The 24,240-nt window shown below is 71.8% G+C and carries 20 protein-coding genes; 3 read left to right on the plus strand and 17 right to left on the minus strand.

The window, feature by feature from the left end; translation table 11 throughout:
* The first annotated feature begins 29 nt into the window (after positions 1-29).
* The gene (locus IEY86_RS20800) at positions 30-755 is read left to right on the plus strand and encodes an exonuclease domain-containing protein (RefSeq protein ID WP_189133300.1); all 726 of its coding nucleotides are present in this window, start codon (positions 30-32) and stop codon (positions 753-755) included.
* Positions 756-859: 104 nt separating this feature from the next.
* Here the strand turns inward: IEY86_RS20800 and IEY86_RS20805 are convergent, their stop codons facing one another.
* The 16 genes from IEY86_RS20805 to IEY86_RS20880 form a co-directional block, all read right to left on the minus strand.
* Entirely contained in the window at positions 860-1,732 is an 873-nt protein-coding gene (locus tag IEY86_RS20805; RefSeq protein WP_189133301.1) for a phosphotransferase enzyme family protein, read from the minus strand.
* Between the two features lie 83 nt (positions 1,733-1,815).
* Positions 1,816-4,836, minus strand: a complete 3,021-nt coding sequence (locus IEY86_RS20810) for an AfsR/SARP family transcriptional regulator (protein ID WP_189133302.1) — start codon at positions 4,834-4,836, stop codon at positions 1,816-1,818.
* A gap of 278 nt (positions 4,837-5,114) precedes the next feature.
* Positions 5,115-5,879, minus strand: a complete 765-nt coding sequence (locus tag IEY86_RS20815) for a S1 family peptidase (RefSeq protein WP_189133411.1) — start codon at positions 5,877-5,879, stop codon at positions 5,115-5,117.
* 454 nt (positions 5,880-6,333) lie between these two features.
* Positions 6,334-8,595 (minus strand): MMPL family transporter, encoded by a 2,262-nt coding sequence (locus IEY86_RS20820; protein ID WP_229698625.1) that lies wholly within the window; start codon positions 8,593-8,595, stop codon positions 6,334-6,336.
* Between the two features lie 399 nt (positions 8,596-8,994).
* The gene (locus tag IEY86_RS20825) at positions 8,995-9,741 is read right to left on the minus strand and encodes a sirohydrochlorin chelatase (protein WP_189133304.1); all 747 of its coding nucleotides are present in this window, start codon (positions 9,739-9,741) and stop codon (positions 8,995-8,997) included.
* Between the two features lie 23 nt (positions 9,742-9,764).
* A complete protein-coding gene (locus IEY86_RS20830; protein ID WP_229698626.1) occupies positions 9,765-10,826 on the minus strand; it encodes an ABC transporter permease in 1,062 nt (353 codons plus the stop codon).
* Positions 10,813-11,622 carry an ABC transporter ATP-binding protein gene (locus IEY86_RS20835; protein WP_189133305.1) on the minus strand — a complete coding sequence of 270 codons (810 nt, stop codon included), beginning with the start codon at positions 11,620-11,622 and terminating at the stop codon, positions 10,813-10,815. The genes IEY86_RS20830 and IEY86_RS20835 overlap by 14 nt, the downstream gene beginning before the upstream one ends.
* A 72-nt stretch (positions 11,623-11,694) precedes the next feature.
* Positions 11,695-12,831: an aliphatic sulfonate ABC transporter substrate-binding protein gene (locus IEY86_RS20840; protein ID WP_189133306.1), complete on the minus strand. Its 1,137-nt coding sequence runs from the start codon at positions 12,829-12,831 to the stop codon at positions 11,695-11,697.
* Positions 12,832-13,024: 193 nt separating this feature from the next.
* Positions 13,025-14,341 carry a sulfate adenylyltransferase subunit 1 gene (locus IEY86_RS20850; RefSeq protein WP_189133308.1) on the minus strand — a complete coding sequence of 439 codons (1,317 nt, stop codon included), beginning with the start codon at positions 14,339-14,341 and terminating at the stop codon, positions 13,025-13,027.
* A gap of 2 nt (positions 14,342-14,343) precedes the next feature.
* Positions 14,344-15,297: a sulfate adenylyltransferase subunit CysD gene (gene cysD / locus IEY86_RS20855; RefSeq protein WP_189133309.1), complete on the minus strand. Its 954-nt coding sequence runs from the start codon at positions 15,295-15,297 to the stop codon at positions 14,344-14,346.
* A complete protein-coding gene (gene cysC / locus IEY86_RS20860; protein ID WP_189133310.1) occupies positions 15,294-15,944 on the minus strand; it encodes an adenylyl-sulfate kinase in 651 nt (216 codons plus the stop codon). Before cysC ends, cysD begins: the two co-directional genes overlap by 4 nt.
* Positions 15,941-16,645, minus strand: coding sequence for a phosphoadenylyl-sulfate reductase (locus IEY86_RS20865; protein ID WP_189133311.1), 705 nt, complete (start codon positions 16,643-16,645; stop codon positions 15,941-15,943). Before IEY86_RS20865 ends, cysC begins: the two co-directional genes overlap by 4 nt.
* A complete protein-coding gene (locus IEY86_RS20870) occupies positions 16,642-16,863 on the minus strand; it encodes a hypothetical protein (protein WP_189133312.1) in 222 nt (73 codons plus the stop codon). Before IEY86_RS20870 ends, IEY86_RS20865 begins: the two co-directional genes overlap by 4 nt.
* Positions 16,864-16,981: 118 nt before the next feature.
* Entirely contained in the window at positions 16,982-18,730 is a 1,749-nt protein-coding gene (locus IEY86_RS20875; RefSeq protein WP_189133313.1) for a nitrite/sulfite reductase, read from the minus strand.
* A gap of 178 nt (positions 18,731-18,908) precedes the next feature.
* Entirely contained in the window at positions 18,909-18,992 is an 84-nt protein-coding gene (locus IEY86_RS38135) for a putative leader peptide (RefSeq protein ID WP_373287063.1), read from the minus strand.
* A gap of 342 nt (positions 18,993-19,334) precedes the next feature.
* Positions 19,335-19,922: a GNAT family N-acetyltransferase gene (locus tag IEY86_RS20880; protein ID WP_189133314.1), complete on the minus strand. Its 588-nt coding sequence runs from the start codon at positions 19,920-19,922 to the stop codon at positions 19,335-19,337.
* Between the two features lie 326 nt (positions 19,923-20,248).
* Here IEY86_RS20880 and IEY86_RS20885 point away from each other — a divergent pair, with 326 nt between their 5' ends.
* Positions 20,249-21,208, plus strand: a complete 960-nt coding sequence (locus IEY86_RS20885; RefSeq protein WP_189133315.1) for a carbohydrate kinase family protein — start codon at positions 20,249-20,251, stop codon at positions 21,206-21,208.
* Between the two features lie 36 nt (positions 21,209-21,244).
* On the opposite strand, the gene IEY86_RS20890 is transcribed toward IEY86_RS20885, so the two are convergent.
* Positions 21,245-22,882 carry an acyl-CoA dehydrogenase family protein gene (locus IEY86_RS20890; RefSeq protein WP_189133316.1) on the minus strand — a complete coding sequence of 546 codons (1,638 nt, stop codon included), beginning with the start codon at positions 22,880-22,882 and terminating at the stop codon, positions 21,245-21,247.
* Positions 22,883-22,900: 18 nt separating this feature from the next.
* On the opposite strand from IEY86_RS20890, the gene IEY86_RS20895 reads away from it, so the two are divergent.
* On the plus strand, positions 22,901-24,085 hold the full coding sequence (locus IEY86_RS20895; protein ID WP_189133317.1) for a YihY/virulence factor BrkB family protein: 1,185 nt from the start codon (positions 22,901-22,903) through the stop codon (positions 24,083-24,085).
* Positions 24,086-24,240 lie beyond the last annotated feature (155 nt).

Here is a 24,240-nt window from a genome sequence, read left to right on the forward strand (position 1 = left end):
CGGGGGCGGCAAGGGGAAGGACGCACGACATGGCTTGGCATCAGGGGCTCCTCATCGGGTTCGACCTGGAGACCACTGGGACGGACCCCCAGGGGTCGAGGATCGTCACCGCCGCACTGACCGAAGCCGTGCACGGTGAGCTGGTCGGCTCCCGCCACTGGCTGGTCGATCCGGGTGTGCCCATTCCCGAGGAGACCTCCGCCATCCATGGGATCACGACCGAGCAGGCCGCCGCCGAGGGCCGCCCGGCGCCCGAGGCCGTGGAGGAGATCGCCGCGGGGCTGGTCGAGCACTGGTCCCGGGGGACGCCGGTCGTCGCCTTCAACGCGGCCTTCGATCTGAGCCTGCTCTCGGCGGAGCTGCGCAGATACGGCCTTCCTTCACTCGCCGAGCGGCTCGGCGCCGAGGTCGGCCCGGTCGTCGACCCGCTGACCGTGGACCGCGGGGTGGACCGCTACCGCAAGGGCAAGCGCACGCTGGAGGCCGCCTGCGAGGTCTACGACGTGGTGCTCGAGGGCGCCCACGAGGCGGCGGCGGACGCCCTGGCGGCCGTCCGGGTCGCCGTGCGCATAGCGGAGCGGCATCCCGAGGTGGCCGCGCAGGAGTCCTGGGATCTGCACCGTACGCAGGTCAGCTGGTACGCGGACTGGGCGGCGGGCTTCCAGGACTGGCTGCGCAGGGGGCGCGACCCGCAGGCCGTGGTCGACGGCCGCTGGCCGCTGCGCGAGCCGGACTCGGTGCCGGGCCTGGCCTGAGGACCGGTCAGGCGGTGACGGGGCACCGGGTCTCGCGGGACACGCCATTGCACCGTCACGCCGTAAGGCCGTTACGCCGTCACACATTTACGCCGTCACACGGGTCAGAAGGAGTGCCAGCGCACCGCCGGGTCGCCCTCGCGCAGCGAGGCGACCCTGCGGCGGAACTCCGCGAGCGCGGCCGGGTTGCCCGGGATCTGCTGGGCCACCCACGCGGCGCTTGCCGTCTCCCGGGCGCCGCGCAGCACCAGGCAGCCGTCCCACTCCGTCACGTCCCAGCCGTAGCCGGAGGTGAACGAGCGGTACTGCGAGTCGGGCATCCCATAGCGGTCCCTGGTCAGGGCCATCACCACGAGGTCGTGCTCGCGCAGGTCCGTGGAGAACGTCTCCAGGTCCATCAGCACGGGACCGTCCGGCCCCACCAGCACATTGCGCGGGAGCGCGTCCCCATGGATGGGCCCCGGGTCCAGTACGGGCTTGACCTCGCGGCCGGCGAGGGCGTACTCGTCACGGCGGGCCCGCAGAAACGCCATGTCCGCCGGGTCCACATGCCCCTGCGCCAGGCCGAGCCAGCGCTCCACCCCGCCGAGCAGATCCCGCTCGGGCAGCGGGAACGGCGGCTCCGGCAGCGCGTGCACCAGCCGTAGGAGCTGGGCGAGATCGGCGGGCCGGGTCTGTCGAACGGGAGCGGGCAGCGGCTCCCACAGCGTCATCGGGCTGCCTTCCACCAGCAGGGGTTCGGCCCGCGCCGCCCGCACCGCGGGCACACCCTGTTCGGCCAGCCACCGGGCGACCCGCATCTCGTGGCGGGCCCGCTCCAGCAACTCGACGGTACGGCCGACCTTGGCCACGGGACCCTCGGCGAGGGCGAACACGGCGTTCTCGCCCAGGGCGAGCAGCCGCGCCCGGGGTCCGTCGAACCCAGCGGCAGAGAGCAGCCGCCGGGCACTGTCCTGCGACAACGGGATGGCCTCCATGCCCGCACAGTAGCCCCCCGCCCCGGGGGCACGTCATCGGCGCGACGGCAGGGCCCCGAGTCGTTGACGCCCCTGGACGCCGCTCAGGTGGCCACGCGGGGGTCGGCGCCCCTGGTGGCCGCCGCGAGGGCGGCGCGCGCCTGGTCGCGCAGGCGGGTGGCGCCGAGCCTGGTCAGGACCGCGTCGCTCGTGGCGAGCAGGGGCAGTGCCTCGTCGCGGCGGTCCAGCGCCAGCAGGCTGGTGGCCTCCGTGAGCGCGGCCAGGTGCTCACCGCGCCCGTCGGAGAGGTCGCCGAAACGCTGCCGGGCGTCCCTCGCCAGGACGACCGCCTCCTCGTGCCGGTCCTCCGCGGCTGCCATCCGTCCGGACAGCGCCGTCAACCAGGCGGCGCCGTAGGGGTCCTTGGTACGGCTGACGATGGCCAGCGCCCGCCCGGCGGCTTCCCGGGCGCGCGGCAGGTCGCCGTGGTCCATCGCCGCGCGCGCCATCCGCCCCAGGATGTTGCCCATGTCGCCCTCGGCGCCGATCCGAGCGGTGATCGCCACCGCCTGCTCGAACAGGTCGATGGACTCCTGGTATCTGTCCAGGTGCTCCATCACCGCGCCCAGCTCGCGCAGCGCCCCCGCCTGGAGCTTCATGTCGCCGTCGTTCCTGGCCAGGTCCAGGGCCCGCCGAGCGAAGGCCAGGGCCTCGTGCGGGGCATCCTGCTCCATCAGGCAGGAGGCGAGCGCGTCGAGCGCGTGGACCAGCCGCGCCCGTATGCCCAGCCGGTCGAACGCCGTGACGCACTCGCGCAGGCCGGCGGCGGCGTCCGCGACATGGCCGCGGGCGATCAGCTGGCCGCACCGCCGCTCCTCCGCGTTCCAGGCCACGCGGTCGTCCCCGGCCTCCCGTGCGGCATCGCGCACCCTCACCCACAGCTGCTCGACCCTGCGCCGCCCGATGTAGACGTCCAGAATCATGAAGGCCCGGTGCGCGAGCGCCGCCGCGTCCGCGTAGTGCCCCTTGCGGGTCGCCCACTCCACGGCGTCGACGATCACGGCGCGCTCCGCGAGCAGCCAGGCCAGCGGGTCGGCCGTGAGCCGGGCCGCCTCGGACGCGGGCAGCGCCGTCGGCGCCTCGTGCGGCTCGGGCGGCAGACCATCGGCCGGGCGGGGCAGGCGCGCCCAGCAGGAGTCGGTCAGGGAGACCAGTGTCGACAGCAGCCGCTGGAGGGCGTCGGAGGTCTCCTGGTCGGGGGTGAGCACCGTCAACTCCCGTGCGTACACGGCCAGCAGGTCGTGCAGCCGGTAGCGGGGCTCCCCGCAGTCGTCCACGCCGGTCGGGATGAGCAGCCCCGCCTCCAGCAGCTCCTCGACCAGTTCCTCGCCGTCCGTGCCGTCGGTGAGCACCCCCAGGGTCCAGGCCGCCACGTCGTGCGCCCCGATCAGGCCGAGGCGGCGGAACGCGGTGCGGGCCCGGGCGCCGAGCGCGGTGTAGCTCAGCTCCAGACTGGCGCGCACGGCCAGGTCCCCGAAGGCCAGCTCGTCCAGGCGCCGTTGCTCGTCGTGCAGGCGTCCGGCGAACCGGGTCAGGGTCCAGTTGGGCCGCGCCGCCAGCCGGGCTCCGGTGATCCGCAGCGCCAGTGGCAGCCCGCCGAGGGTGCGGGTCAGCTCCTCGGTGGCCGCGGGCTCCTCCGCGACCCGTTCGGCGCCGACGAGGCGCTCCAGCAGCCGGGCCGACTCGTCCGGGGTGAACGGTGCCAGCGGCAGGGCCTTCACCCCGTCCAGCGTGCCAAGGCGCCTGCGACTGGTGACCAGGACGGCGCTGCCCGGCCGCCCGGGCAGCAGGGGGCGCACCTGCGCGGTGTCGGCGGCGTCGTCGAGCAGCACCAGGACCCGGCGGTCGGCCAGGCGCGCCCGCAGGGCCGAGGCGCGCTGCTGGAGGCCGTCCGGTATCGCGCCCGCCTCCACTCCGGCGGCCAGAAGGAGGTCGGCGAGCACATCGGCGGGGTCCCTGGGGTTGCCCTGGGCACCGTCCAGGGGGGCGTACCACTGGCCGTCCGGGAACCGTTCGCGCAGCCGGTGCGCCAGGCGCACCGCCAGCGCGGTCTTGCCGACCCCGGGCGGGCCGGAGATCACCAGGATGTCCGGGACACCCGCCCGCGATCCCCGCTCGAGCAGATCCTCGGCCACCTCGCGGTCGGACTCGCGGCCGACGAAGTCGGCGAGATCGGGCGGCAGTTGGCACTGCACGGTCCACAGCGCGGGCTCGGCACGCCCCTGCTCGCGGCCGTCCTCTGGGCCCTGCTGCCCTCGCGCGTGAGCCTCCCCGCGCCCGCCGGTCCGCGGCCGCCCGGAAACGGGACCGGGGGAGGTGCCGGAGATGTCTCCGGTCAGCAGGTCCCGGTGGAGCCGCTGGAGTTCGGCGCCCGGGTCCAGGCCGAGTTCGTCGGACAGGACCGCCTTGACCTTCCGGTAGGCGTCCAGCGCCTCGGCCTGGCGTCCCGCCCGGTACAGCGCCAGCATCAACTGGCCCCAGAAGCGCTCCCGCAGCGGGTACTCCGCGGTCAGCGCCGTCAGCTCGGGCAGGACATCGGCGTGGCGGCCGAGCCGCAGATCGAGGTCGATGCGCCGCTCCCAGGCCCGCAGGCGGTGCTCCAGCAGCCGGGGCACCTCCTCGCGGTGCAGCGTCTCACCGGGGACGTCCGCCAGCGCGCTGCCCCGCCACAACTCCAGGGCCTGGCGCAGGCTCTCGGCCTCGGCGGCGGGGTCCCCGCTGTGCTCACGGGCCCGCTCCAGCAGTTCCTGAAAGCGGGCGGTGTCCAGGGTCCTGGGGGTGGCGTCGACGAGATATCCGTTGCTCGTCGTGCGCAGCAGTTCCGCTGCCTCGCCCAGCGCCCGGCGCAGCCGCAGCACATAGGTGTGCAGGGTCACCCTGGCCTGGGCGGGAGGAGTCTCGCCCCACAGGGAGTCGATCAGTTCGTCGACGCTGACGGACTGTCCGGGGCGCAGCAGCAGGGCGGCCAGCAGGGCACGCAGCTTCCCGGCGCGCAGAGGGGCGCTCTCGCCGTTGACAAGGATCTCCAAAGGCCCCAGGAGTCGAAACTCAACGACCGCGCCCACGAGTCCACCTGTTCTGTTCTGTCCCCCCGAGTCCCCACCCGGCGTCCAGTCTATGGGGGCGTGGCGCTCTCGCGTCAGCGTCCCGTCAGCGGGCCGCCAGCCGGTGGGGGAACACTGAGCGCCCCGTGCCGGCCCAACGGGGGTGGGCCGGCACGGGGCGCGGCTGTGCCTGCGGTGGGGACCGGCGGGGAACTCGTGAGGTGCCCCCCGCCGCCTTCGGTCACCGTTCTGCGGTCACCTGTGGTGCGGTCACCCGTGGTGCGGTCACCTTGGTGCCGTCATCCGCCCAGCGAGGCGGCCGCGGAGGCGATGTTCGCGGCGAATGTGCTCACCTCGGAGTACACGCCCGGGTAGCCCGGCCTGGCGCAGCCGTTGCCCCAGCTGACGATGCCGACCTGGATCCAGGCGTTGTTGTTGTCCCGGCGGAACATGGGGCCGCCGGAGTCGCCCTGGCAGGTGTCGACGCCGCCGGTGGCCATGTAGCCGGCGCAGATCTCGTCACCCGGGACCAGGTCGGAGTAGGCGTCCTGGCAGGTGGCGTCGTCCACGAACGGAACGGTGGCCTTCAGCAGGTACCTCTGCTGGCCGCCGCCCTCACGGGCCGCGCCCCAGCCGGCCACCGTGAAGGTGCCGTTGTTGTAGGCGGTGTTCTTGGCGATCGGAAGCGTCGGCAGGCTGGTCACCGGGGTCTGGAGGCGGATGAGCGCCCAGTCCTTGCCGTTGCCGTTGTAACCGGGCGCCCGGTAGACGTAGTTCGACCTGACCTTGATGGCGCTGGAGCTCTGCAGGTCGACGACGCCGAGGGTGGCGGTGATGCTGGTGTTCGTGCCCGTCGAGCCGACGCAGTGCGCGGCCGTCAGCACCAGGCGCGGCGAGTACAGCGCGCCGCCGCAGCCCATGGACAGGCGGACCATGAAGGGGAACTCACCTTGCGCGGCGCGGGTGCCGCCCACGACGGAGGGGCCCGGGGCCGGTCCCGAACTCCGTGCCTGGGCGGGCGCGTTCAGACTGAACGCTGCCAGCACGACGGCCGCGACAGCCATCGTCCTCTTCCACGAGGTCAGCCACTTCTTCACCAGAGGTTCCTTTCGATTGGGGGACCCCGCCGGAGGGTTTGGGCAGGGTCATGTCAATCCAAGGTGCATATGCGCGCGCCGAGCCGATGGTGGGCTGGGCACGTGCGACGATCCGGTACGCCGCGACGGCGCACCGCTGCGCTTCACTGACGGGATCGGTCCGCCGCCCGGATGCGACGGCCGGTGGGACGGTCTGGCGATCGATGCGCGGACCCGGCTCGGTGGGAGCCTGCCGCGTTGAGGGAAGTATGTGGAATGCGGGCTTCCCTGACAAGGGGTCAAGCGGGTGTGCGATTACCGGAGAGGGCGCCGAACGAGCCGTTCTTGAGTCCGGGGCCGCACTTTCCCGCAGACCTTCCGTCAGGCCGACGCCCCGGCCGCCGAATCGGCAGCCGGGGCACCGGGGTGGGAGCCGGGCAGGTCAGACCAGGTCCGGCTGGCGGGCGGGAACCGGCTGCTCCACCGGGGCCGGGCGCGCCGGGGGAGGCGGGAAGTGGGCGGGCTCGGACAGGTCGGGCAGCCATTCCAGCCACTTCGGCAGGTACCAGTTGCGCTCCCCGAGCAGGGCCATGACCGCCGGGAGGAGCACCGCGCGGATGAGCGTGGCGTCGATCAGGACGGCCACCGCGAGGCCGACGCCGAGCTGCTTCATGGTCTGCATCGACAGCGTTCCGAAGACCGCGAACACGGCGACCATGATCACCGCCGCGCTGGTGACGACACCCGCGGTGCTGGTGATGCCCCGGAAGATGGCCGCGCGGGTCGCCAGCCCCTGCTCATGGGCCTCCTTGATCCGCGAGAGCACGAAGACGTGGTAGTCCATGCTCAGGCCGAACAGGATCACGAACAGGAACAGCGGCAGCCACGACTGCACCGCGCCCACGCCCTCCGCGCCGACCAGCGAGGCGCCCCAGCCGTGCTGGAAGACCATGGTCAGCACACCGTAGGCGGCGCCGACCGACAGCAGGTTGAGCACGATCGTCGTGGCGGCGATGGTGAGCGAGCGGAACGACAGCAGCATCAGGATCGCCGCCAGGGCCAGCACGAACCCGAACACCGGCACCACACCGTCGCCGAGCTGCTTGCTGAAGTCCACCGAGGCGGCCGTCGAGCCCGCGATCGCCGTGGTGGCGCCGTCCACATGGCCGAGGGTGGCCGGAACGACGTCGTGGCGCAGGGTCCCCAGCGCCTTCTCGCTGGCGCTGTCATTGCCGTCGCCCGCCAGCGGAACGTCGATCACCGCGACATTCGAGGACTTGTGCAGGGTGACCGTGACCGGGCCCTCGCTGGCTCCGGAGGAGACCGCCTGCCTCTTGAACGCGGCTATCGCGCCGCTCACGGGGCCGGAGGTGATGCCGTCCGCCTTGACCACGACCTGGGCGGGCTCGGAGCCGCCGGGGAACGCCTCGTTGATGTGGTTGGACGCCTGGACGACCGCAACGCTGTCGTCGGCCTCCTGCTGCAACGTCAGATGCGCGGTGTTGAGGCCGATCACCGGCACCGCGAGCAGGACCAGCGCCCCTCCGGCGACCGCCGCCGACATCCCGGGACGCCCGAGCACACGGGTCAGGACCGCCCGCCAGAAGCGGCTGCCGTCGCTGTTCTTCTTCATTCGGTGCAGGAACGGCACCCGGCCCTTCTCCACCCGGTCCCCCAGCATCGACAGCAGGGCGGGCAGGACGGTCAGCGAGCCCACGACCGCGGTGAGCACCACCAGGATCGTGGCCACGCCCATCGCCTTGAAGGTGCCTATGCCGGTGAAGAACATCCCCGCCATCGCGGCCATCACCGTGAGCCCCGACACCAGCACGGCACGGCCCGAGGTGGCCGCGGCGATCCGCAGCGCGGTCTGGGCGTCGTGCCCGGCCTCCCGCTCCTCGCGCTCCCGGCGCAGATAGAACAGGCAGTAGTCCACACCCACGGCGAGGCCCACGAGCAGCATGACCGAACTGGCGTCGTCACTGGTGTGGATGGAGTGGCTGGCCACCGCGACCAGGCCGGAGGCCCCGATGAACGCGGTCAGCGCCAGGGCCACGGGAAGGAGCGCGGCCACGAGCGCGCCGAAGGCTATGAGCAGGATGCCCAGCGCCAGCGGCACCGCCGTCCACTCGGCCTTCCGGAAGTCGCCGTCGACGATGTCGCTGAAGTATTTGTCAGCGCTCGCCCCGCCGAACTCCTCGATACGCAGCGCCTTGTGCTCGCTCTGGACCCTGGCCACCGCGTCGAGGACCGGCTGCACATGTGCGGACGCGTCGTCCGCGGGCCCCCGCATGTCGAACTGCACCAGCGCCGAGCGCTTGTCCTTCGACACCGTGCCCGACTGATAGGGGCTGCTGACGTGCTCGACCTTGCCCGTCCGGTTCACGGCCGCGACGATGTCGTCCACCGCGGCACGGAAGGCCGGGTCCCCGGCGGAGACCGAGCCGTCCCTGGCCTGCACGAGGACCATCTCATTGGCCGGATCCTCGATACCCGCCTCGTCGAGGATCTTGACGGCGCGGCCGAACTCGCCCGGCACCTCCTCGGCTTCGGTCAGGTTGGTCCGGCCGGCCATGCCGCCGATCACGGTGGCCAGCGCCACCAGCAACAGCCAGCCGAAGACGGCTGTCTTCCTGTGCCGGGCGCTCCAGCCCCCGATGGCGGCGGCCAGGCCCTGCTTGGCGCCGCCGTGCTTGTGCGACACGGTGTCCTCCCCCTCGGTGAACGGGTCCGTCGATGCTCCGAATGCGATGCGGTCGACGCTACGGGCGGCCGGTTCGAGGGCCCATCCGGCGCACAGGTGATTACGGGCGGGGGTGCTCCTCCGCGGGGGGTGGGGCATTCCCTACCTGTCCAAGGTCGATGCCCCTTACACGGAGGCGGCCGAAGCATCCGGCCGAAGCCGTCGGGAAAGCCGCCGGGAAAGCCGCAGGCCGAAGCCGCCGGGAAAGCCGTCGGCCGAAGCCGCCGGGGAAGGCGCCGAGGGGCAGACGAGGGGGCCACCCGGGGAAGGCGCCGAGGAGGCCACCGGCCGAAGCCGCCGAGGGGGAGCCGCCGTTGGGAGCCGCCGGGGGAGGTGCTGCGTGGACGGCGGGTCGGCCGGTCAGGCCGACAGGGCCGCGGGCTGCGCCACGCGGGCCTCGTCGAAGCGCGCCAGCAGCAGCCGTGCCACCTCGGGAGCGTCACCGAGGACGTCCGCCACGGTGTCGGCGCCGGCCGCGCGGGCACCGCGCACGATCCGGTCCGGCAGAAAGCCCGGAGCCAGCACGTACGGCGCGACGGCGATGTGCTCCACGCCGTCGCGGCGCAACCGCTCCACCGCTTCTTCCGTACGCGGACCTCTGGCGGAGGCGAACGCGGGGACCACGGCGCACCAACCGGTACGCCGCCACTCCCGCGCGACTTCTGCGATCACCGCGACCGCCTCCGGGTCCGAGGAGCCCGCCGAGGCCAGGACGACCCCGGTCGAGCGTTCGCCGGGCCACACCCCGGCCTCCCGCAGCCGCCGGTCGAGGGCGTCCTGCAACAGGGGAGAGGGGCCGAGGACCCAGGCCCTGGTGATGTCGAGCCCCGGGTTGCGGGCCGAGGCGAGGTCCAGCACCTGCGGGATGTCGGCCTTGGCGTGGAAGGCCCGCGTCAGCAGCAGCGGCAGCGCGACCACTTCCCGCCGCCCCTGCGCCGCCAGCCGGTCGAGCACCTGCCCGACGCCGGGCCCGCAGTGGTCCAGGAATCCGGTCTCCACACGCAGCCCCGGCCGCAGCCGCCGGACCCTCGCGGTCAGGGACCGGACGGTCTCGGCATGCCGCGGGTCGCGGCTGCCGTGGGCGATGATGACCAGGACGGGGTTCATGGGAGACCTAACGGACCGACGACCTACAGAGAGCGGGCGATCAGGCCGCGGCTGCGCAGCACCCGCCGCTCGATCGGGGAGAAGACGAGCAGTTCGATGCCGATGCCGACGACCAGGATGAGCAGGATCGCGGCGAGCACACCGGGCATGTCGGAGTTGCCGCGGGCGTTCTCCAACTGCTGGCCGAGGCCCACACCGAGGTCGGGGGAGTGCGTGATCAGCTCCGCCGCCATCAGCGAGCGCCAGGAGAAGGCCCAGCCCTGCTTGAGCCCCGCGAGATACCCCGGCAGCGCGGCGGGCAGCAGCACATGCCGGATCCCGCTGAGCCCGGCGGCACCCAGGGTGCGCCCGGCCCGCAGGAACAGCGGGGGCACCTGGTCGACGCCGGACACCAGGCCGTTGGCGATGGAGGGGACGGCGCCAAGGAGCACCACCGCGTAGATCGTGGAGTCGTTCAGCCCGAACCAGATGATCGCCGCGGGCACCCAGGCGACCGACGGCAGGGACTGGAGTCCCGACAGGATCGGGCCGATGGCGGCACGCACGAACGGCACCCGGGCGACGAGCAGCCCCAGCGGGGTGCCGATGGCGAGTGAGGCGAGGAAGCCGAGGGCGCCGCGGCTCAGGCTCTGCCAGACCACGCCCAGGAGCGTGCCCTTGTGCCACTGGTCGCTCAGTGAGTGCCAGACGTCCAGCGGGCTGGGCAGCATGTAGTCGGGCTTGACGTCCGCGGCGGCGAGGATCTGCCACACACCGAGGACGAGCACGACGGCCACGACCGGCGGCAGGACCTTGTGCAGCAGGATCGTGCCGAGCGGCACCCGGGACTGTGCCTGCGTCTCCAGGGCGTCCAGACCGGCCTCGAGGCCACCGAGGTCGTCCCCGACAGGACGGTCGCCCGCACTCCCGTGTGTGGCCTGCGTGTCCTCGAGCCCGGCGTCCGCGACTGCGCTGCCCTCGAGCCCGGCGTCCTTGAACCCGGCGTCCTTGAACCCGGCGTCCTCGAGTCCAGCGGCCCCGGTCTTCTCGGCGTCCTGGCCATCGGTGGTGACGCCCGCGGACCGCCCGGTGTCAGTGCTGGCCATGTCGACGGATCTCCCCCCGCAGTTGTTCGGTGATCTCGATGGACAGATCGGCGACCGCGGCGTCCTCGATGCGGCGCGGCTGGGGGATGTCGACCCGCCACTCGCGGGCGATGCGCCCTGGCCGCGAGGACAGCAGCACGACCCGCTGGGCCAGCCGGACCGCCTCGCGGACGTTGTGGGTGACGAACAGGATGGACACGCCGGTCTCGGACCAGATCCGCGTCAGCTCGTCGTGCAGGACATCGCGGGTGATCGCGTCCAGGGCCGCGAAGGGCTCGTCCATCAGCAGGACCGGGGTCGCCTGGGAGAGCGCGCGGGCCAGCGCCACCCGTTGGCGCATCCCGCCGGACAGCTCGTGGACCCGCTTTCCGTAGGCGCCCCGCAGCCGCACGATCTCCAGGAGCCGCTCGGCCTCGCCGCGCCGCTCGGAGCGCGGGACCCCGCGAAGCCGCAGGGCGAGTTCGATGTTCTTGCCCGCGGTCAGCCACGGGAACAGCGCGTGCTCCTGGAACATGAGCGCGGGACGGCCGCCGGGCACCTCGATGCTGCCGGCCGACGGCCTGTCGAGGTCGGCGACGAGATTGAGCAGGGTGGACTTGCCGCATCCCGAGGCACCGAGGAGGCAGACGAACTCACCGGGCGCCACGTCCAGACTGATGTCGTCGAGCACCGTCTGCGCAGCGCCGGGACGACCGAACGACTTCGACACGTGGTTCAGACGGACGGCGGGTGAAGCGGAGTCCACGAAGTCTGCGCCGGACTCGGCCTTGACGAGGGTGGTTGCCATCGAGGTCACCTCCTTGGGTCGGGGGCCGGTCCGCCCCGCCGCACGGGGGCGGGGCGGACCGGTGTGTCCGCTTGACGTGCGTTACTTGGCGCCGAGTCCCGCGTCGGCGACCTCCGGCTGTCCCTCGGCCTTGAGCACCTTGTTCAGGAGCGTCAGGTCGTAGATCCCCTTGAGGTCGACCTTGTCGAGCAGGCCCGCCTTGATGCCGTGGTCGGCCTCCTGCTGGAGGGTGGAGGCCAGCGGGTCATTGGTGATCTGCACGTTCTTGAAGGCGGGGTCGAGCACCTCGTCGGGCAGGGCCTTGCCGGAGAGCGTCTCCAGAGCGGAGTTGATGTCCTTCTTGGCCTTGTCGGGGTTGGCGGTGATCCAGGCGTTGGTCTTCACCGAGCCGCGCAGCACGGCCTCGACCACGTCCGGGTGCTCCTTGAGGAACTTCTGGGAGACGATCACGTTCGTGATGACGAACTTGCCGTCCTTCCACAGCGTCTTCTCGTCCAGGGCGACCTTGCCGCCTGCCGCGACCAGCTTGGAGGCGGTGGGCTCGGGCACCCAGGCGCCGTCGAGGTCACCGCGCTGGAAGGAGGTGGGGATCTCCTTGTTGTCCTGGCGGATGACCTTCACGTCGCCCTTGCCCGTCTGGGCGTCGACCTTCAGGCCCTTCTCCGCCAGGTAGTTCAGCAGCGCCACGTCCTGCGTATTGCCGAGCTGGGGAGTGGCTATCCGCTTGCCCTTGAGGTCGTCCAGGCCCTTGATCTTCTTGGGGTTGACGACGAGCGAGACACCGCCGGAGGCCGAGCCGGAGATGATCTTCAGGCTCTGGCCCTTGGACTTCACATAGCCGTTGATCGACGGGGAGGGGCCGATCCAGCCGATGTCGATCGCACCCGCGTTGAGGGCCTCGATCTCCGCCGGGCCGGCGTTGAACACCTGGGTCTTGACCGAGGTTCCGCCGAGCTCCTTGGCGAACAGGCCTTCCTGGAGGCCCACGATGGGAGTGGCGTGAGTGGTGTTGCCGAAGTAGCCGATCTTCACCTCGGAGGCGGACAGCTTCTTCTTGTTCGCGTTGGCCGCGGGAGCGGCCTTCTTGGAGTCGTCCTTCTTCTCCGAGCCGTAGCCGCAGGCGCCGAGAACGCCGATCACGGGGATGAGCGCGGCCACGGCGATCAGACGCCGGGAGGAGCGGATGGTTCTGGAGGGCGTGGACTGAGCGGATGACACGGGAGGGTTTCCTCTCGGCGGGGTCCGGGCGTCAGGGCGCGGACCGGACAGCGATATGTCTTCGGTGCTGGTACTGCGACAGGGTGGGGACAGCGGTGATCGTCAGCGCACACATCGCGCCACCCCGCCCTGCCCACTGCTCAGTTGGCCGCCGCTGATCCAGCCGCCCAGCTTGTCGAACGTGGAGAAGACCTCACATGCCATGTGCCGCACCCCCCGAGAAAGCCTCGCCGACCAGGCCGGCGGTCAGTGTCGTACCGTCGGCGGCGTCGATGAGCAGGAACGAGCCGGTGCGCCGCGAGACCGCGTAGGCGTCCAGCGCCAGCGGCTCGGCCGTGCGCAGCACGACCCGCCCGATGTCGTTCACCTTCAGCGACCCCGGCCGCTCCTGCTTGTCCAGTGTGTCGATGTCCAGGCGGTGGGTGATGTCCTTCACGATCGCCTTGACCGTGCGGGTCGTGTGCTTCAGCAGCACCCGGTCACCCACGCGCAGCTCGCGCTCGTTGAGGTGGCAGACCGTCGCCTCGACGTCCTTGACCGCCGCGGGCGCCTGCGCCGTCGGGGCGATCAGGTCACCGCGGGCGATGTCGATGTCGTCGGCCAGCCGTACGGCCACGGACTGCGGGGCCCAGGCGACGTCCACCGGCTCACCGAGCAGGTCGATGCCCGCGATCGTGGAGGTGTGGCCGGACGGCAGCACGGTGACCGGCTCGCCCACCCGCAGCACACCGGAGGCGATCTGGCCCGCGTAGCCGCGGTAGTCCCGGAACTGCTCCGTCTGCGGGCGGATCACGTACTGGACCGGAAGGCGCGCCGCCTCGTCGCTCGGGTCGCTGCCGACCGGGATGGTCTCCAGATGCTCCAGCAGGGTCGGGCCGCCGTACCAGTCCATGTTGGCGGACGGCTCCACCACGTTGTCCCCGGCCAGGGCCGAGATCGGTATCGAGGTGACGTCCGGCACGCCCAGGGAGGCGGCGTAGGCGGTGAACTCCTCGGCGATCGCCGCGAAGACGGGCTCCGACCAGTCGACCAGGTCCATCTTGTTCACGGCCAGCACCACATGCGGCACCCGCAGGAGCGCGGCGACCGCGGCGTGGCGGCGGGTCTGCTCGACCACCCCGTTGCGGGCGTCGACCAGGACCACGGCCAGCTCCGCCGTGGAGGCGCCGGTCACCATGTTCCGCGTGTACTGCACATGTCCGGGGGTGTCGGCCAGGATGAACCGCCGCCGGGCGGTGGCGAAGTAGCGGTAGGCGACATCGATGGTGATGCCCTGCTCGCGCTCGGCCCGCAGCCCGTCGGTCAGCAGCGCCAGGTCCGGCGCGTCCTGGCCGCGGCTGCGCGAGGCGTGCTCGACGGCCTCGAGCTGGTCGGTCAGCACCGACTTGGAGTCGTGCAGAAGCCGGCCGACGAGGGTCGACTTGCCGTCGTCCACCGAGCCCGCGGTGGCGAAGCGCAGCAGGGAGGTGGCGCTGACCTGCTGGAGGTCGACGGTGGTGTTCGCACTCATGGTTAGAAGTACCCCTCGCGCTTGCGGTCCTCCATGGCGGCCTCGGACATCTTGTCGTCGGCCCGGGTCGCTCCCCGCTCGGTCAGGCGGCTGGCGGCCACCTCGGTGATCACCTCGGGGACGGTGGCGGCGGAGGACTCCACCGCGCCCGTGCACGACATGTCGCCGACCGTGCGGTACCGCACCATGCGGCGCTCGACCGCCTCGCCCTCCTTGGGGCCGCCCCACTCGCCGGGCGCCAGCCACATGCCGTTGCGGCTGAACACCTCGCGCTCGTGGGCGAAGTAGATCTCGGGCAGCTCGATCCGCTCGCGCAGGATGTACTGCCACACATCCAGCTCGGTCCAGTTGGACAGCGGGAAGACACGCACATGCTCACCGGGCGCGTGGCGGCCGTTGTAGAGCTGCCACAGCTCGGGGCGCTGCCGGCGCGGGTCCCACGCCCCGAACTCGTCCCGCAGGGAGAACACGCGCTCCTTGGCGCGGGCCTTCTCCTCGTCCCGGCGCCCGCCGCCGAACACCGCGTCGAAGCGCCCGTTCTCGATGGCCTCGAGCAGGGGAACGGTCTGCAGTGGGTTGCGGGTGCCGTCGGGACGCTCGCGCAGCCTGCCGCCGTCGATGTACTCCTGCACGGAGGCGACCACGAGCCGCAGCCCGTGCGCCTCGACCGTGCGGTCGCGGTACTCGATGACCTCGGGGAAGTTGTGCCCGGTGTCCACGTGGAGCAGGGTGAACGGGACCGGCGCCGGGCGGAACGCCTTGAGCGCCAGGTGCAGCATCACGATCGAGTCCTTGCCGCCGGAGAACAGCAGCACAGGGCGCTCGAACTCGCCGGCGACCTCACGGAAGATGTGGACCGCCTCGGACTCCAGGGCGTCCAGGTGGCTGAGCGTGTAGGGGTTCTCCAGCGTCTCGGCCGTCTCGACGGCCGTGATCACACCGCGTGCGTCGCTCATGCCAGACCCCTTTCAACGAGCAGCGCGTGCAGCGCCGCCGCGGACTCGTCCACCGTCTGCGTGTGCGCCTCGATCCGGCCGTCCGGCCGCTCCGGGGCCTCGTAGGGGTCGTCCACACCGGTGAGGCCGGAGATCTCCCCCGCCCGCTGCTTGGCGTACAGGCCCTTCACATCGCGGTCCGAGCAGACCTCGACGGGGGTGGCCACATGGACCTCCACGTACGGCGTCCCCGCCGCGTCGTGCCGCTTGCGCACGGCCTCACGGCTGTCCGCGTACGGCGCGATGACGGGCGCCAGCACCTTCACCCCGTGCGAGGCGAGCAGTTCGGCGACGAAGCCGATGCGCTGGACGTTCTGGTGCCGGTCCTCGCGGGAGAAGCCGAGCCCGGCGGAGAGGAAGGTGCGGATCTCGTCGCCGTCCAGCACCTCGACCCGGTGGCCGTCGCCGCGCAGCCTCTCGGCCAGGGCGAAGGCGATCGTGGTCTTGCCCGCGCTCGGCAGACCTGTGAGCCAGACGGTGGCTCCCCGGTCCGTGACGGTCATCTGCGGCTCCTGCTCCTTCGCGTGCCCGGTGTGCGCGTGTTCTGTCCCGGCATGCCCGGTCGTCGTGGCATCCCTCGTCGTCGTGGCCGTCGTCGTCGTTGTCATCCGTGCAGCCCGCACTCGGTCTTGGCCCGGCCCGCCCAGCGGCCCGCGCGGGCGTCCTCGCCCTCCAGCACCCGGCGGGTGCAGGGCGCGCAGCCGACGGAGGCGTATCCGTCCGTCAGCAGGGGGTTGGTGAGGACTCCGTGCTCCGCCGCGTAGGCGTCCACGTCGTCCTGGGTCCAGCGGGCGATGGGGGAGACCTTCACCTTGCCGCGGCGGGGATCCCAGCCGACGACCGGGGTGTTCGCGCGGGTCGGCGACTCGTCGCGGCGCAGCCCGGTGGCCCAGGCGTCGTACCCGGCCAGGCCCTCCTCCAGCGGCTTGACCTTGCGCAGGGCGCAGCACAGGTCCGGGTCGCGGTCGTGCAGCTTCGGCCCGTACTCGGCGTCCTGTTCGGCAACGGACTGGCGGGGCGTCAGAGTTATGACGTTGACGTCGTAGACCTCGGCGACGGCGTCACGGGTGCCGATCGTCTCCGGGAAGTGGTAGCCGGTGTCCAGGAAGACCACGTCCACACCGGGGCGGGCGCGGGAGGCCAGGTGGGCCACGACCGCGTCCTCCATCGAGGACGTCACGCAGAACCGGTCGCCGAACTTGTCGGCGGCCCAGCGCAGCACCTCGAGCGCCGACGCCTCCTCCAGCTCTCTGCCCGCCCGTTCGGCCAGCTTCTCCAGCTCCTCCGCAGTGCGCTGAGCGGTGGTCACCCGGTGCCCCTCTCGCGGTCGGTGGTGGTGTTGCCGGTGGTGGTGGTGCCGGTGGTCGTGCCGACGGCCTGAAGGCCCTTGGCCAGCAGGCCGAGGAACTTCAGCTGGAACGCGCGCGAGCAGGCGGCGCACTCCCAGGCGCCGTGCCCCTCCTCGGAGGGACGCAGGTCCTCGTCGCCGCAGTAGGGGCAGTAGAACGGTGCGGCTCGCTCGCTCACTGCTCCGCCCTTTCGTTCGCTTCTCCGCCCGCTCGGCGAAGCTCCGGTGCGTTGCGGACCTGCGGTTGGGCGGCCTCGCGTGCGTCGCTCACTGGAGTGCCTTCGTTCGCTTCTCCGCTCACTGGAGTGCCTCCTCCGGCGCGCGCGCCGCCCACTGGGCGAAGCGCTCGCCGTCCTCGCGGTCGTCCTGGAAGCGGCGCAGCACCCGCTCGACGTAGTCGGGCAGTTCGGCGGCGGTGACCTTCAGACCGCGGACCTTGCGGCCGAAGCCGGGCTCGAGGCCGAGAGCGCCACCGAGGTGCACCTGGTAGCCCTCCACCTGGTTGCCCTCGCTGTCGGTGACGAGCTGGCCCTTGAGGCCGATGTCGGCGACCTGGATACGGGCGCAGGCGTTGGGGCAGCCGTTGACGTTGATCGTGAGGGGCTGGTCGAAATCGGGCAGGCGCTTCTCGAGCTCGTCGATGAGCGACGAGCCGCGGGCCTTGGTCTCCACGATCGCGAGCTTGCAGAACTCGATGCCGGTGCAGGCCATGGTGCCGCGCCGGAACGGGGACGGGTCGACCCTCAGGTCCAGCGCCTCGAGGCCGGCGACCAGGGATTCGATCCGCGACTCCTCGACGTCGAGCACGATCATCTTCTGCTCGACGGTGGTGCGCAGGCGGTCGGACCCGTGCTCGGCGGCCAGTTCGGCGATCCTCGTCAAGGTGGCACCGTCGACGCGTCCGACGCGCGGGGCGAAGCCGACGTAGTAGCGGCCGTCCTTCTGCCGGTGCACACCGACGTGGTCGCGCCACTGCTCGAGCGGCTGCTCGGGCGCGGGTCCGTCGATGAGCTCACGCTCGAGGTACTCGTCCTGGAGCACCTGGCGGAACTTCTCGGCACCCCAGTCGGCGACGAGGAACTTCAGCCGCGCCCGGTTGCGCAGTCGGCGGTAGCCGTAGTCGCGGAAGATCCCGATGACACCGGCCCAGACGTCGGGCACCTCGTCCAGCGGGACCCACGCGCCGAGCCGGACACCGATCTTGGGGTTGGTCGACAGGCCGCCGCCGACCCACAGGTCGAAGCCGGGGCCGTGCTCGGGGTGCTCGACGCCGACGAACGCGATGTCGTTGATCTCGTGGGCGACGTCGAGGAGCGGGGATCCGGAGATCGCCGTCTTGAACTTGCGGGGGAGGTTGGAGAACTCCTTGCTCCCGATGTACCGGCTGTGGATCGCGTCGATGGCGGGCGTGCCGTCGATGATCTCGTCCTCGGCGATCCCGGCGACCGGCGAGCCGAGGATGACGCGGGGGGTGTCACCGCATGCCTCGGTCGTGGACAGGCCGACGCTCTCGAGACGGCGCCAGATCTCCGGTACGTCCTCGATTCGGATCCAGTGGTACTGCACATTCTGCCGGTCGGTGATGTCGGCCGTGCCGCGGGCGAACTCCTGGGAGATCTCACCGATGGTGCGCAGCTGCTCGGCGGTCAGCCGCCCGCCGTCGACGCGCACCCGCATCATGAAGAACTTGTCGTCCAGCTCCTCCGGCTCCAGGATCGCGGTCTTGCCGCCGTCGATCCCGGGCTTGCGCTGGGTGTACAGGCCCCACCAGCGCATCCGGCCGCGCAGATCGGCCCCGTCGATGGAGTCGAAGCCGCGGTGGGCGTAGATCGTCTCGATGCGTGCCCGGACGTTGAGACCGTCGTCGTCCTTCTTGGTCTGCTCGTTGGCGTTGAGCGGTGTGAGGTGTCCCGCGGCCCACTGGCCCTCGCCGCGGTGGCGGCTCTTGCGGGCGCCACCGGCTGCGCCGGCGCCCCGGGCACCGGCGCCGGGGGAGGCGCCGTCCGGGGCGTTCGCGGAGCTGGACGAACGGGGGGTGGCGGCCATGGAGCGTCCTTCAGGCGAGCAAGCGGGTGGGCGGATGGGCGCGGCGGACGAACCCCGGCCGGACGTGACGGGTTCACCGTCGACGGCGGCCGATTCGGATGCCGAGGAGTGTCGGGACGACCGGGTGCGCGCCCGCACATCCGCGGCGGCGGGGACGGCGTGGGGTCTGCGCTCGAAGTCAGATCACCGGACAGATGGCGCTGGACATGCGGCCGAGGTCGACGTGAAGTCGACCTACCAAGGCGGTTCCGGCGCGTGACATGTGGGAAGCGTGGCACGCGGGTCTCGGGCCAGTCCACTGACATCCACTATCTGGACATCATTGGCTCGAATGGCGAGACAGTGTGTCGTGCGCCACGAAAGCCCGTGGGCCGGGCTCCCGGGCATCCTCTCAGCACCCTCTTGGCTGGATCGGCTCGGCTGGATCTGTTCGGCGGGATGCCCCGCGGATCCCCAGCCCGATCCCCCGCCCGATCCCCTCAGCCCGATCCCCTCAGCGCGATCCCCCAGCGCTATCCCCCCAGCACGATCCCCTCAGCACGATCCCCTCAGCGGTACCTCCTCGGCGGGACCCCCGGAGCGTGACCCGCAGAGCGGGACCCCCTCAGCGGGCGCCCGGCCACGGGCCGGGCGTGGGGCCCACCGTTTCCGGACGGGTGCGGGCGTCGTAGATCCGCATGCCCCGGCGCTCGTAGTTCCCCAGGGCCGCGGGGCCGTCCAGCGAGCAGGTGTGCACCCACACCCGGGTGGTCACCCGCCGACCGGTGTGGCGTTCCGCGAGGTCCCAGGCGCGGGCCAGGCCGAACGAGAGCAGATGGCCGCCGAGGCCCCGGCCGGTGAACGAGGGCAGCAGGCCGAAGTAGGCGATCTCCACCGTGGCGCCGTCCTGCGCGTCGAGCTCCACGAATCCCGCCGGTGTGCCGCGTACGTAAAGCACCCAGGTCTCCGAGCCCGCCCGGCCCAGCCACTCCTCCCACTGCCGGTGACTCCAGGGCAGCCGGTCGGTCCAGTGGTGGTCGCCACCGACCGCGGTATAGAGGAACCGGCTGAATTCGGGCGAGGCGATCTCGGCTCGCAGGATGTCCGTCCCACTCTCCGGACCGGGTGCGGCGGAGGGGGAGAGGTCGCCGGGGGAGGTCTGCTCGAGAAACCAGGTGGTCACGTCGACGGCGGGGGCGTTCGGGGCGTTCATGCGGCGACCCAATCACGGGTGGCGCCCTCCGCCCATTCGCGACGGCGGCAGCGGTCACACGAGACGGGCGCCACCGCGTGCCGATGGCACGCACACCCCACGGTCGGGAACGCGGCCCGCGAGCGGTTCGGTACGGCAACGCGCTCGTGTCCAAAGCCTGGACGCTGATTCAAAGTGACGCTGATTCCAAGTAATGAACCGAGGCGAGGAACGAACGGGCACAAGCGGTCAGAGGCGGTCACAGGCGCGTGCCACCCGGGTGGCTCTGCCGGAGCGAAGATCGGGCAGAGTTGGGGGCACGCCGTTCACCCCCGGAAAGGCACCTCATGACCCTCAGCAGGCCCATTGCCGTCCTCGGAGAGGCCGTCGCCGATGCCTTCGTCGAACCCGGCCGCAGCGAGGCGGGTGAACTGGCGCTGCGCGTCCTCCCCGGCGGCGGCCCTGCCAACACCGCCGTGGCGCTCGCCCGCCTCGGCACCCCCACCCGGTTCCTCGGGCGGCTGTCCAACGACGTGTTCGGCCGCCTCTTCCGGGCCCACCTCACCGAGTCCGGGGTCGACCTGACCGGCTGCCCGGAGGCCGCCGAGCCCAGCACCCTGGCGGTGGCCGACATCGACGAGCGGGGCCATGCCCGCTACTCGTTCCACGCCGAGGGGACCGCCGACTGGCAGTGGACCCGCCCCGAGCTCCAGCAGGGCATGCCGCAGGACGCCGTCTGCGTGCACACCGGCTCACTGGCGCTCGTGCGCGAGCCGGGCGGGACGCGCGTGGAGGAGATGCTCGCCGAGGTCCGCACCCGGGCGACTGTCTCGATAGACCCCAATGTCCGTCTGCACCTCGTACCCCCGGACGTCTACCGCACGGCCCTGCCCCGGTGGTGCGCCGTCGCCGACATCCTGCGCCTCAGCGACGACGACCTGGCCCAGATCCGCCCCGGTATGCCGGTGGAGGAGGCGTGCGACACCTGGCACGCGGCCGGGGTGGGCCTGGTGGTGATCACCCGCGGTCGGCACGGCGCCGTGGCGTCGCTGGCCGGGGAACGGGTCCGGGTGCCCGCGCCCAAGGTCGAGACGGTGGACTCGGTCGGCGCGGGCGACGCGTTCACCGCGGGGCTGCTGCACTGGCTGCACGCCCATGGCCGCCTCGGCGGGCGCCTCGACGGGCTCACCATCGACGAGGTGCGCGAGGCGGCGACCCTGGCGGCGAAGGTCGCCGCCCTCACCTGCTCGGTCAGCGGGGCGAACCCGCCGTACGCCGAGCAGCTCGACGGCATGCCGGTCGGCTAGAGCGCGGTCGCGGGCCCGCTGCGGGGCGGCGTTCCGCTACAGGTCGACCTTCGCCCGGTTGACGATGCCGCTCAGGTCCAGGCTGCCCGGAAGCGTTCCGAACGCCGAGCCCCAGTCCCCGGCGAGGCGTGAGGCGCAGAAGGCGTCCGAGACCTCGGGGGGCGCGAACCGCACGAGCAGCGACCCCTGGAGCACCAGCGCCATCCGCTCCACCAGCCGCCGGGCCCTGGCCTCGATGCCGTCGAGGTCGGCCAGCTCGGTGAGCATGTCCTTGATCGCCGCGTCGAGGCGGTGGTCGGCTCCGCGGGCCCGGCCGACCTCGGTCAGGAAGGCGTTGAGCGACTGCGGCTCGCGCTGGATGGCGCGCAGCACATCGAGGGCGTTGACGTTGCCCGAGCCCTCCCAGACGGAGTTCAGCGGCGCCTCGCGGTAGAGCCTGGGCATGCCGGACTCCTCCACGTAGCCGTTCCCGCCCAGGCACTCCAGCGCCTCGGCGGCGAGCGGAGCGCAGCGCTTGGTCACCCAGTACTTGGAGACGGCCACGGCCAGGCGGCGGAAGTGCCGCTCCTGCTCGCTGTCGTCGTCGAACGCGGCGGCCAGGCGCAGAGCGGTCGTGGCGGCGGCCTCGGACTCCACGGCCAGGTCGGCCAGCACATTGCGCATGAGCGGCTTGTCGATGAGCGGGCCGCCGAAGGCGCTGCGGTGGGCCGTGTGGTGGATCGCCTGCGCCACGGCCCGGCGCATCAGCGCGGCGGACCCCAGCACGCAGTCGAGGCGGGTGGCCGACACCATCTCGATGATCGTGGCGACGCCTCGCCCCTCCTCGCCGACGCGGCGCACCCAGGTGCCGTCGAACTCCACCTCGGAGGAGGCGTTCGAGCGGTTGCCGAGCTTGTCCTTCAGGCGCTGGATCCGGAAGACATTGCGGGTGCCGTCCTCCAGGACACGGGGCAGAAGGAAACACGTGAGGCCGCCCGGGGCCTGCCCCAGCACCAGGAAGACATCCGACATCGGAGCGGAGCAGAACCACTTGTGACCCGTCAGCAGGTACTCGCCCTCGGCCGCCAGCGGCTCGGCCCGCGTGGTGTTGGCCCGGACGTCGGAGCCGCCCTGCTTCTCCGTCATGCCCATCCCGGCCAGGCATCCGGCCTTCTGCGAGGCGGGCCTGAGGTCCTGGACGTAGACGCGGGAGGTCAGCAGGGGTTCCCACTGCCGGGCCAGCTCCGGTTCGGCGCGCAGGGCCGGTACGGCGGCGTGGGTCATCGACAGTGGACAGGCATGACCGGCTTCGGCCTGGGTCCAGACGATGAACGAGGCCGCGCGTCGCAGATGCCCTCCCGGACGGGTCCACGCGTCGCCGGTCAGTCCCTTGGACACCGAGTGGCCGAGGAGCCGGTGCCAGGCGGGGTGGAAGTCCACCTCGTCGACGCGGTTGCCGTAGCGGTCGTGGGTGCGGAGCACCGGTTCGTGCCGGTTCGCGTCCTCACCCCACCGTTGAGCCTGCGCGGACCCCGCCGAGTGCCCCAGATCGCTCAGATCGCGGAAGAGTTCCTCGTGCAGTTCGGGCGCGGCGTGGCGCCGCACCCCCTCGGTCAGCGCCGCGTCCGAGGAGAAGACGTCGTACCCGACGAGCGGCACTGCCTGGTTGGTCACGGTGTGAGTGGGAGGCGTCATGGAAGATACGGTAAGTAGGTGCAAGCAGCAGGCGAAACACCTGGGGGGAAGACTCCCAAGCACCGGGCCACGCGAAACCGGCTCCCGGGGCGAATCAGGCGGGTGAGGATCGCCACGCGTGGCGTTTCCGTTCGTAGGATCGTCTGGCTGCTGTTGAAGGACACGGTGAACTCCTGCATGGAGTACCGGGTCACCGGTTTGGCGGCGGAGGCCGCGTTTTTCACGCTGTTGTCGTTGCCGCCGTTGCTGCTGAGCCTCGTGGGTGCTCTGGGGTATCTCGACACGATCATCGGGACCGACACCATCGACCACATCCGGTCGAACATCCTCACCGCCTCGGGGAAGGTCCTGTCCGCGCAGGGTGTGGACCAGTTGGTGCGGCCGCTGCTCAAGAGCGCCTTCGGCGGGGGACGGCCCGACCTGATCTCGATCGGCTTCGTCATCGCGCTGTGGTCGGGATCGCGGGCGCTGAACGTGTTCGTCGACACCATCACGATCATGTACGGGCTGGAGGGGCGGCGGGGGATCGTCAAGACGCGGCTGCTGTCGTTCATGCTCTACGTGATCGCCCTGGTCATCGGGGCGGTGGTGCTGCCGCTTATGGTGGTGGGGCCCGACGCGGTGGTCCATCTCCTGCCGTTCAGCGCGGGGGCGGTACATGTCCTGTACTGGCCCGTGGTGCTGGTGTTGTCGGTGGTGTTCCTGACGACGCTGTACCACGTATCGGTGCCGGTGCGGACGCCGTGGCAGGAGGACATCCCCGGGGCGCTGGTGGCGCTGCTGATGTGGGTGGTCGGCAGTGTGGTGCTGAGGATCTATCTCACCCGTACGGTGGAAGGGCCGTCGCTGTACGGATCGCTGGCGGCGCCGGTGGCGGTGCTGCTGTGGATCGGTGTGTCGGCGTTCGCGGTGCTGGTGGGGGCCGCGGTGAACGCTTCCATCGACCGGGTGTGGCCGTCGCTGGCGACGGCCGCCGCTCGCGAGGAGAACGCGCTGGCCGCGGAGAAGGCGGCCGCCGCCGTGGTCGCGCAGGCCGCCGCCCGGCGGCGGGCGGCGGAGGAGGGCGAGGAGTACGAGGCGGAGGATCCGCCGGCGGAGTTCCCGGAACGGTGGGCCCATTTCTTGCCGCCGGACGATTTCCGGGCGCATTTGCGCACGAAGAACGGCTCGAAGCGCCCCTCGGAGGGTGAGCCGGAAGAGTGATCCCCGCTGTGGTGACGGTTGGGCCGGTGGGCTGCGATTGGTCCGCGCGAGCCCGTGGCATCAGCGCGAATATTCAGTGGCGGGCCCCGGCCCGCGCCGCTAGCGTTTCCTCCGCCGCGCGGCCGAATGCCGCGTGCCCATGGGAGATCCGGAGG

This window comes from Wenjunlia tyrosinilytica (assembly GCF_014646055.1).
Taxonomy (GTDB): Bacteria; Actinomycetota; Actinomycetes; order Streptomycetales; family Streptomycetaceae; genus Wenjunlia; species Wenjunlia tyrosinilytica.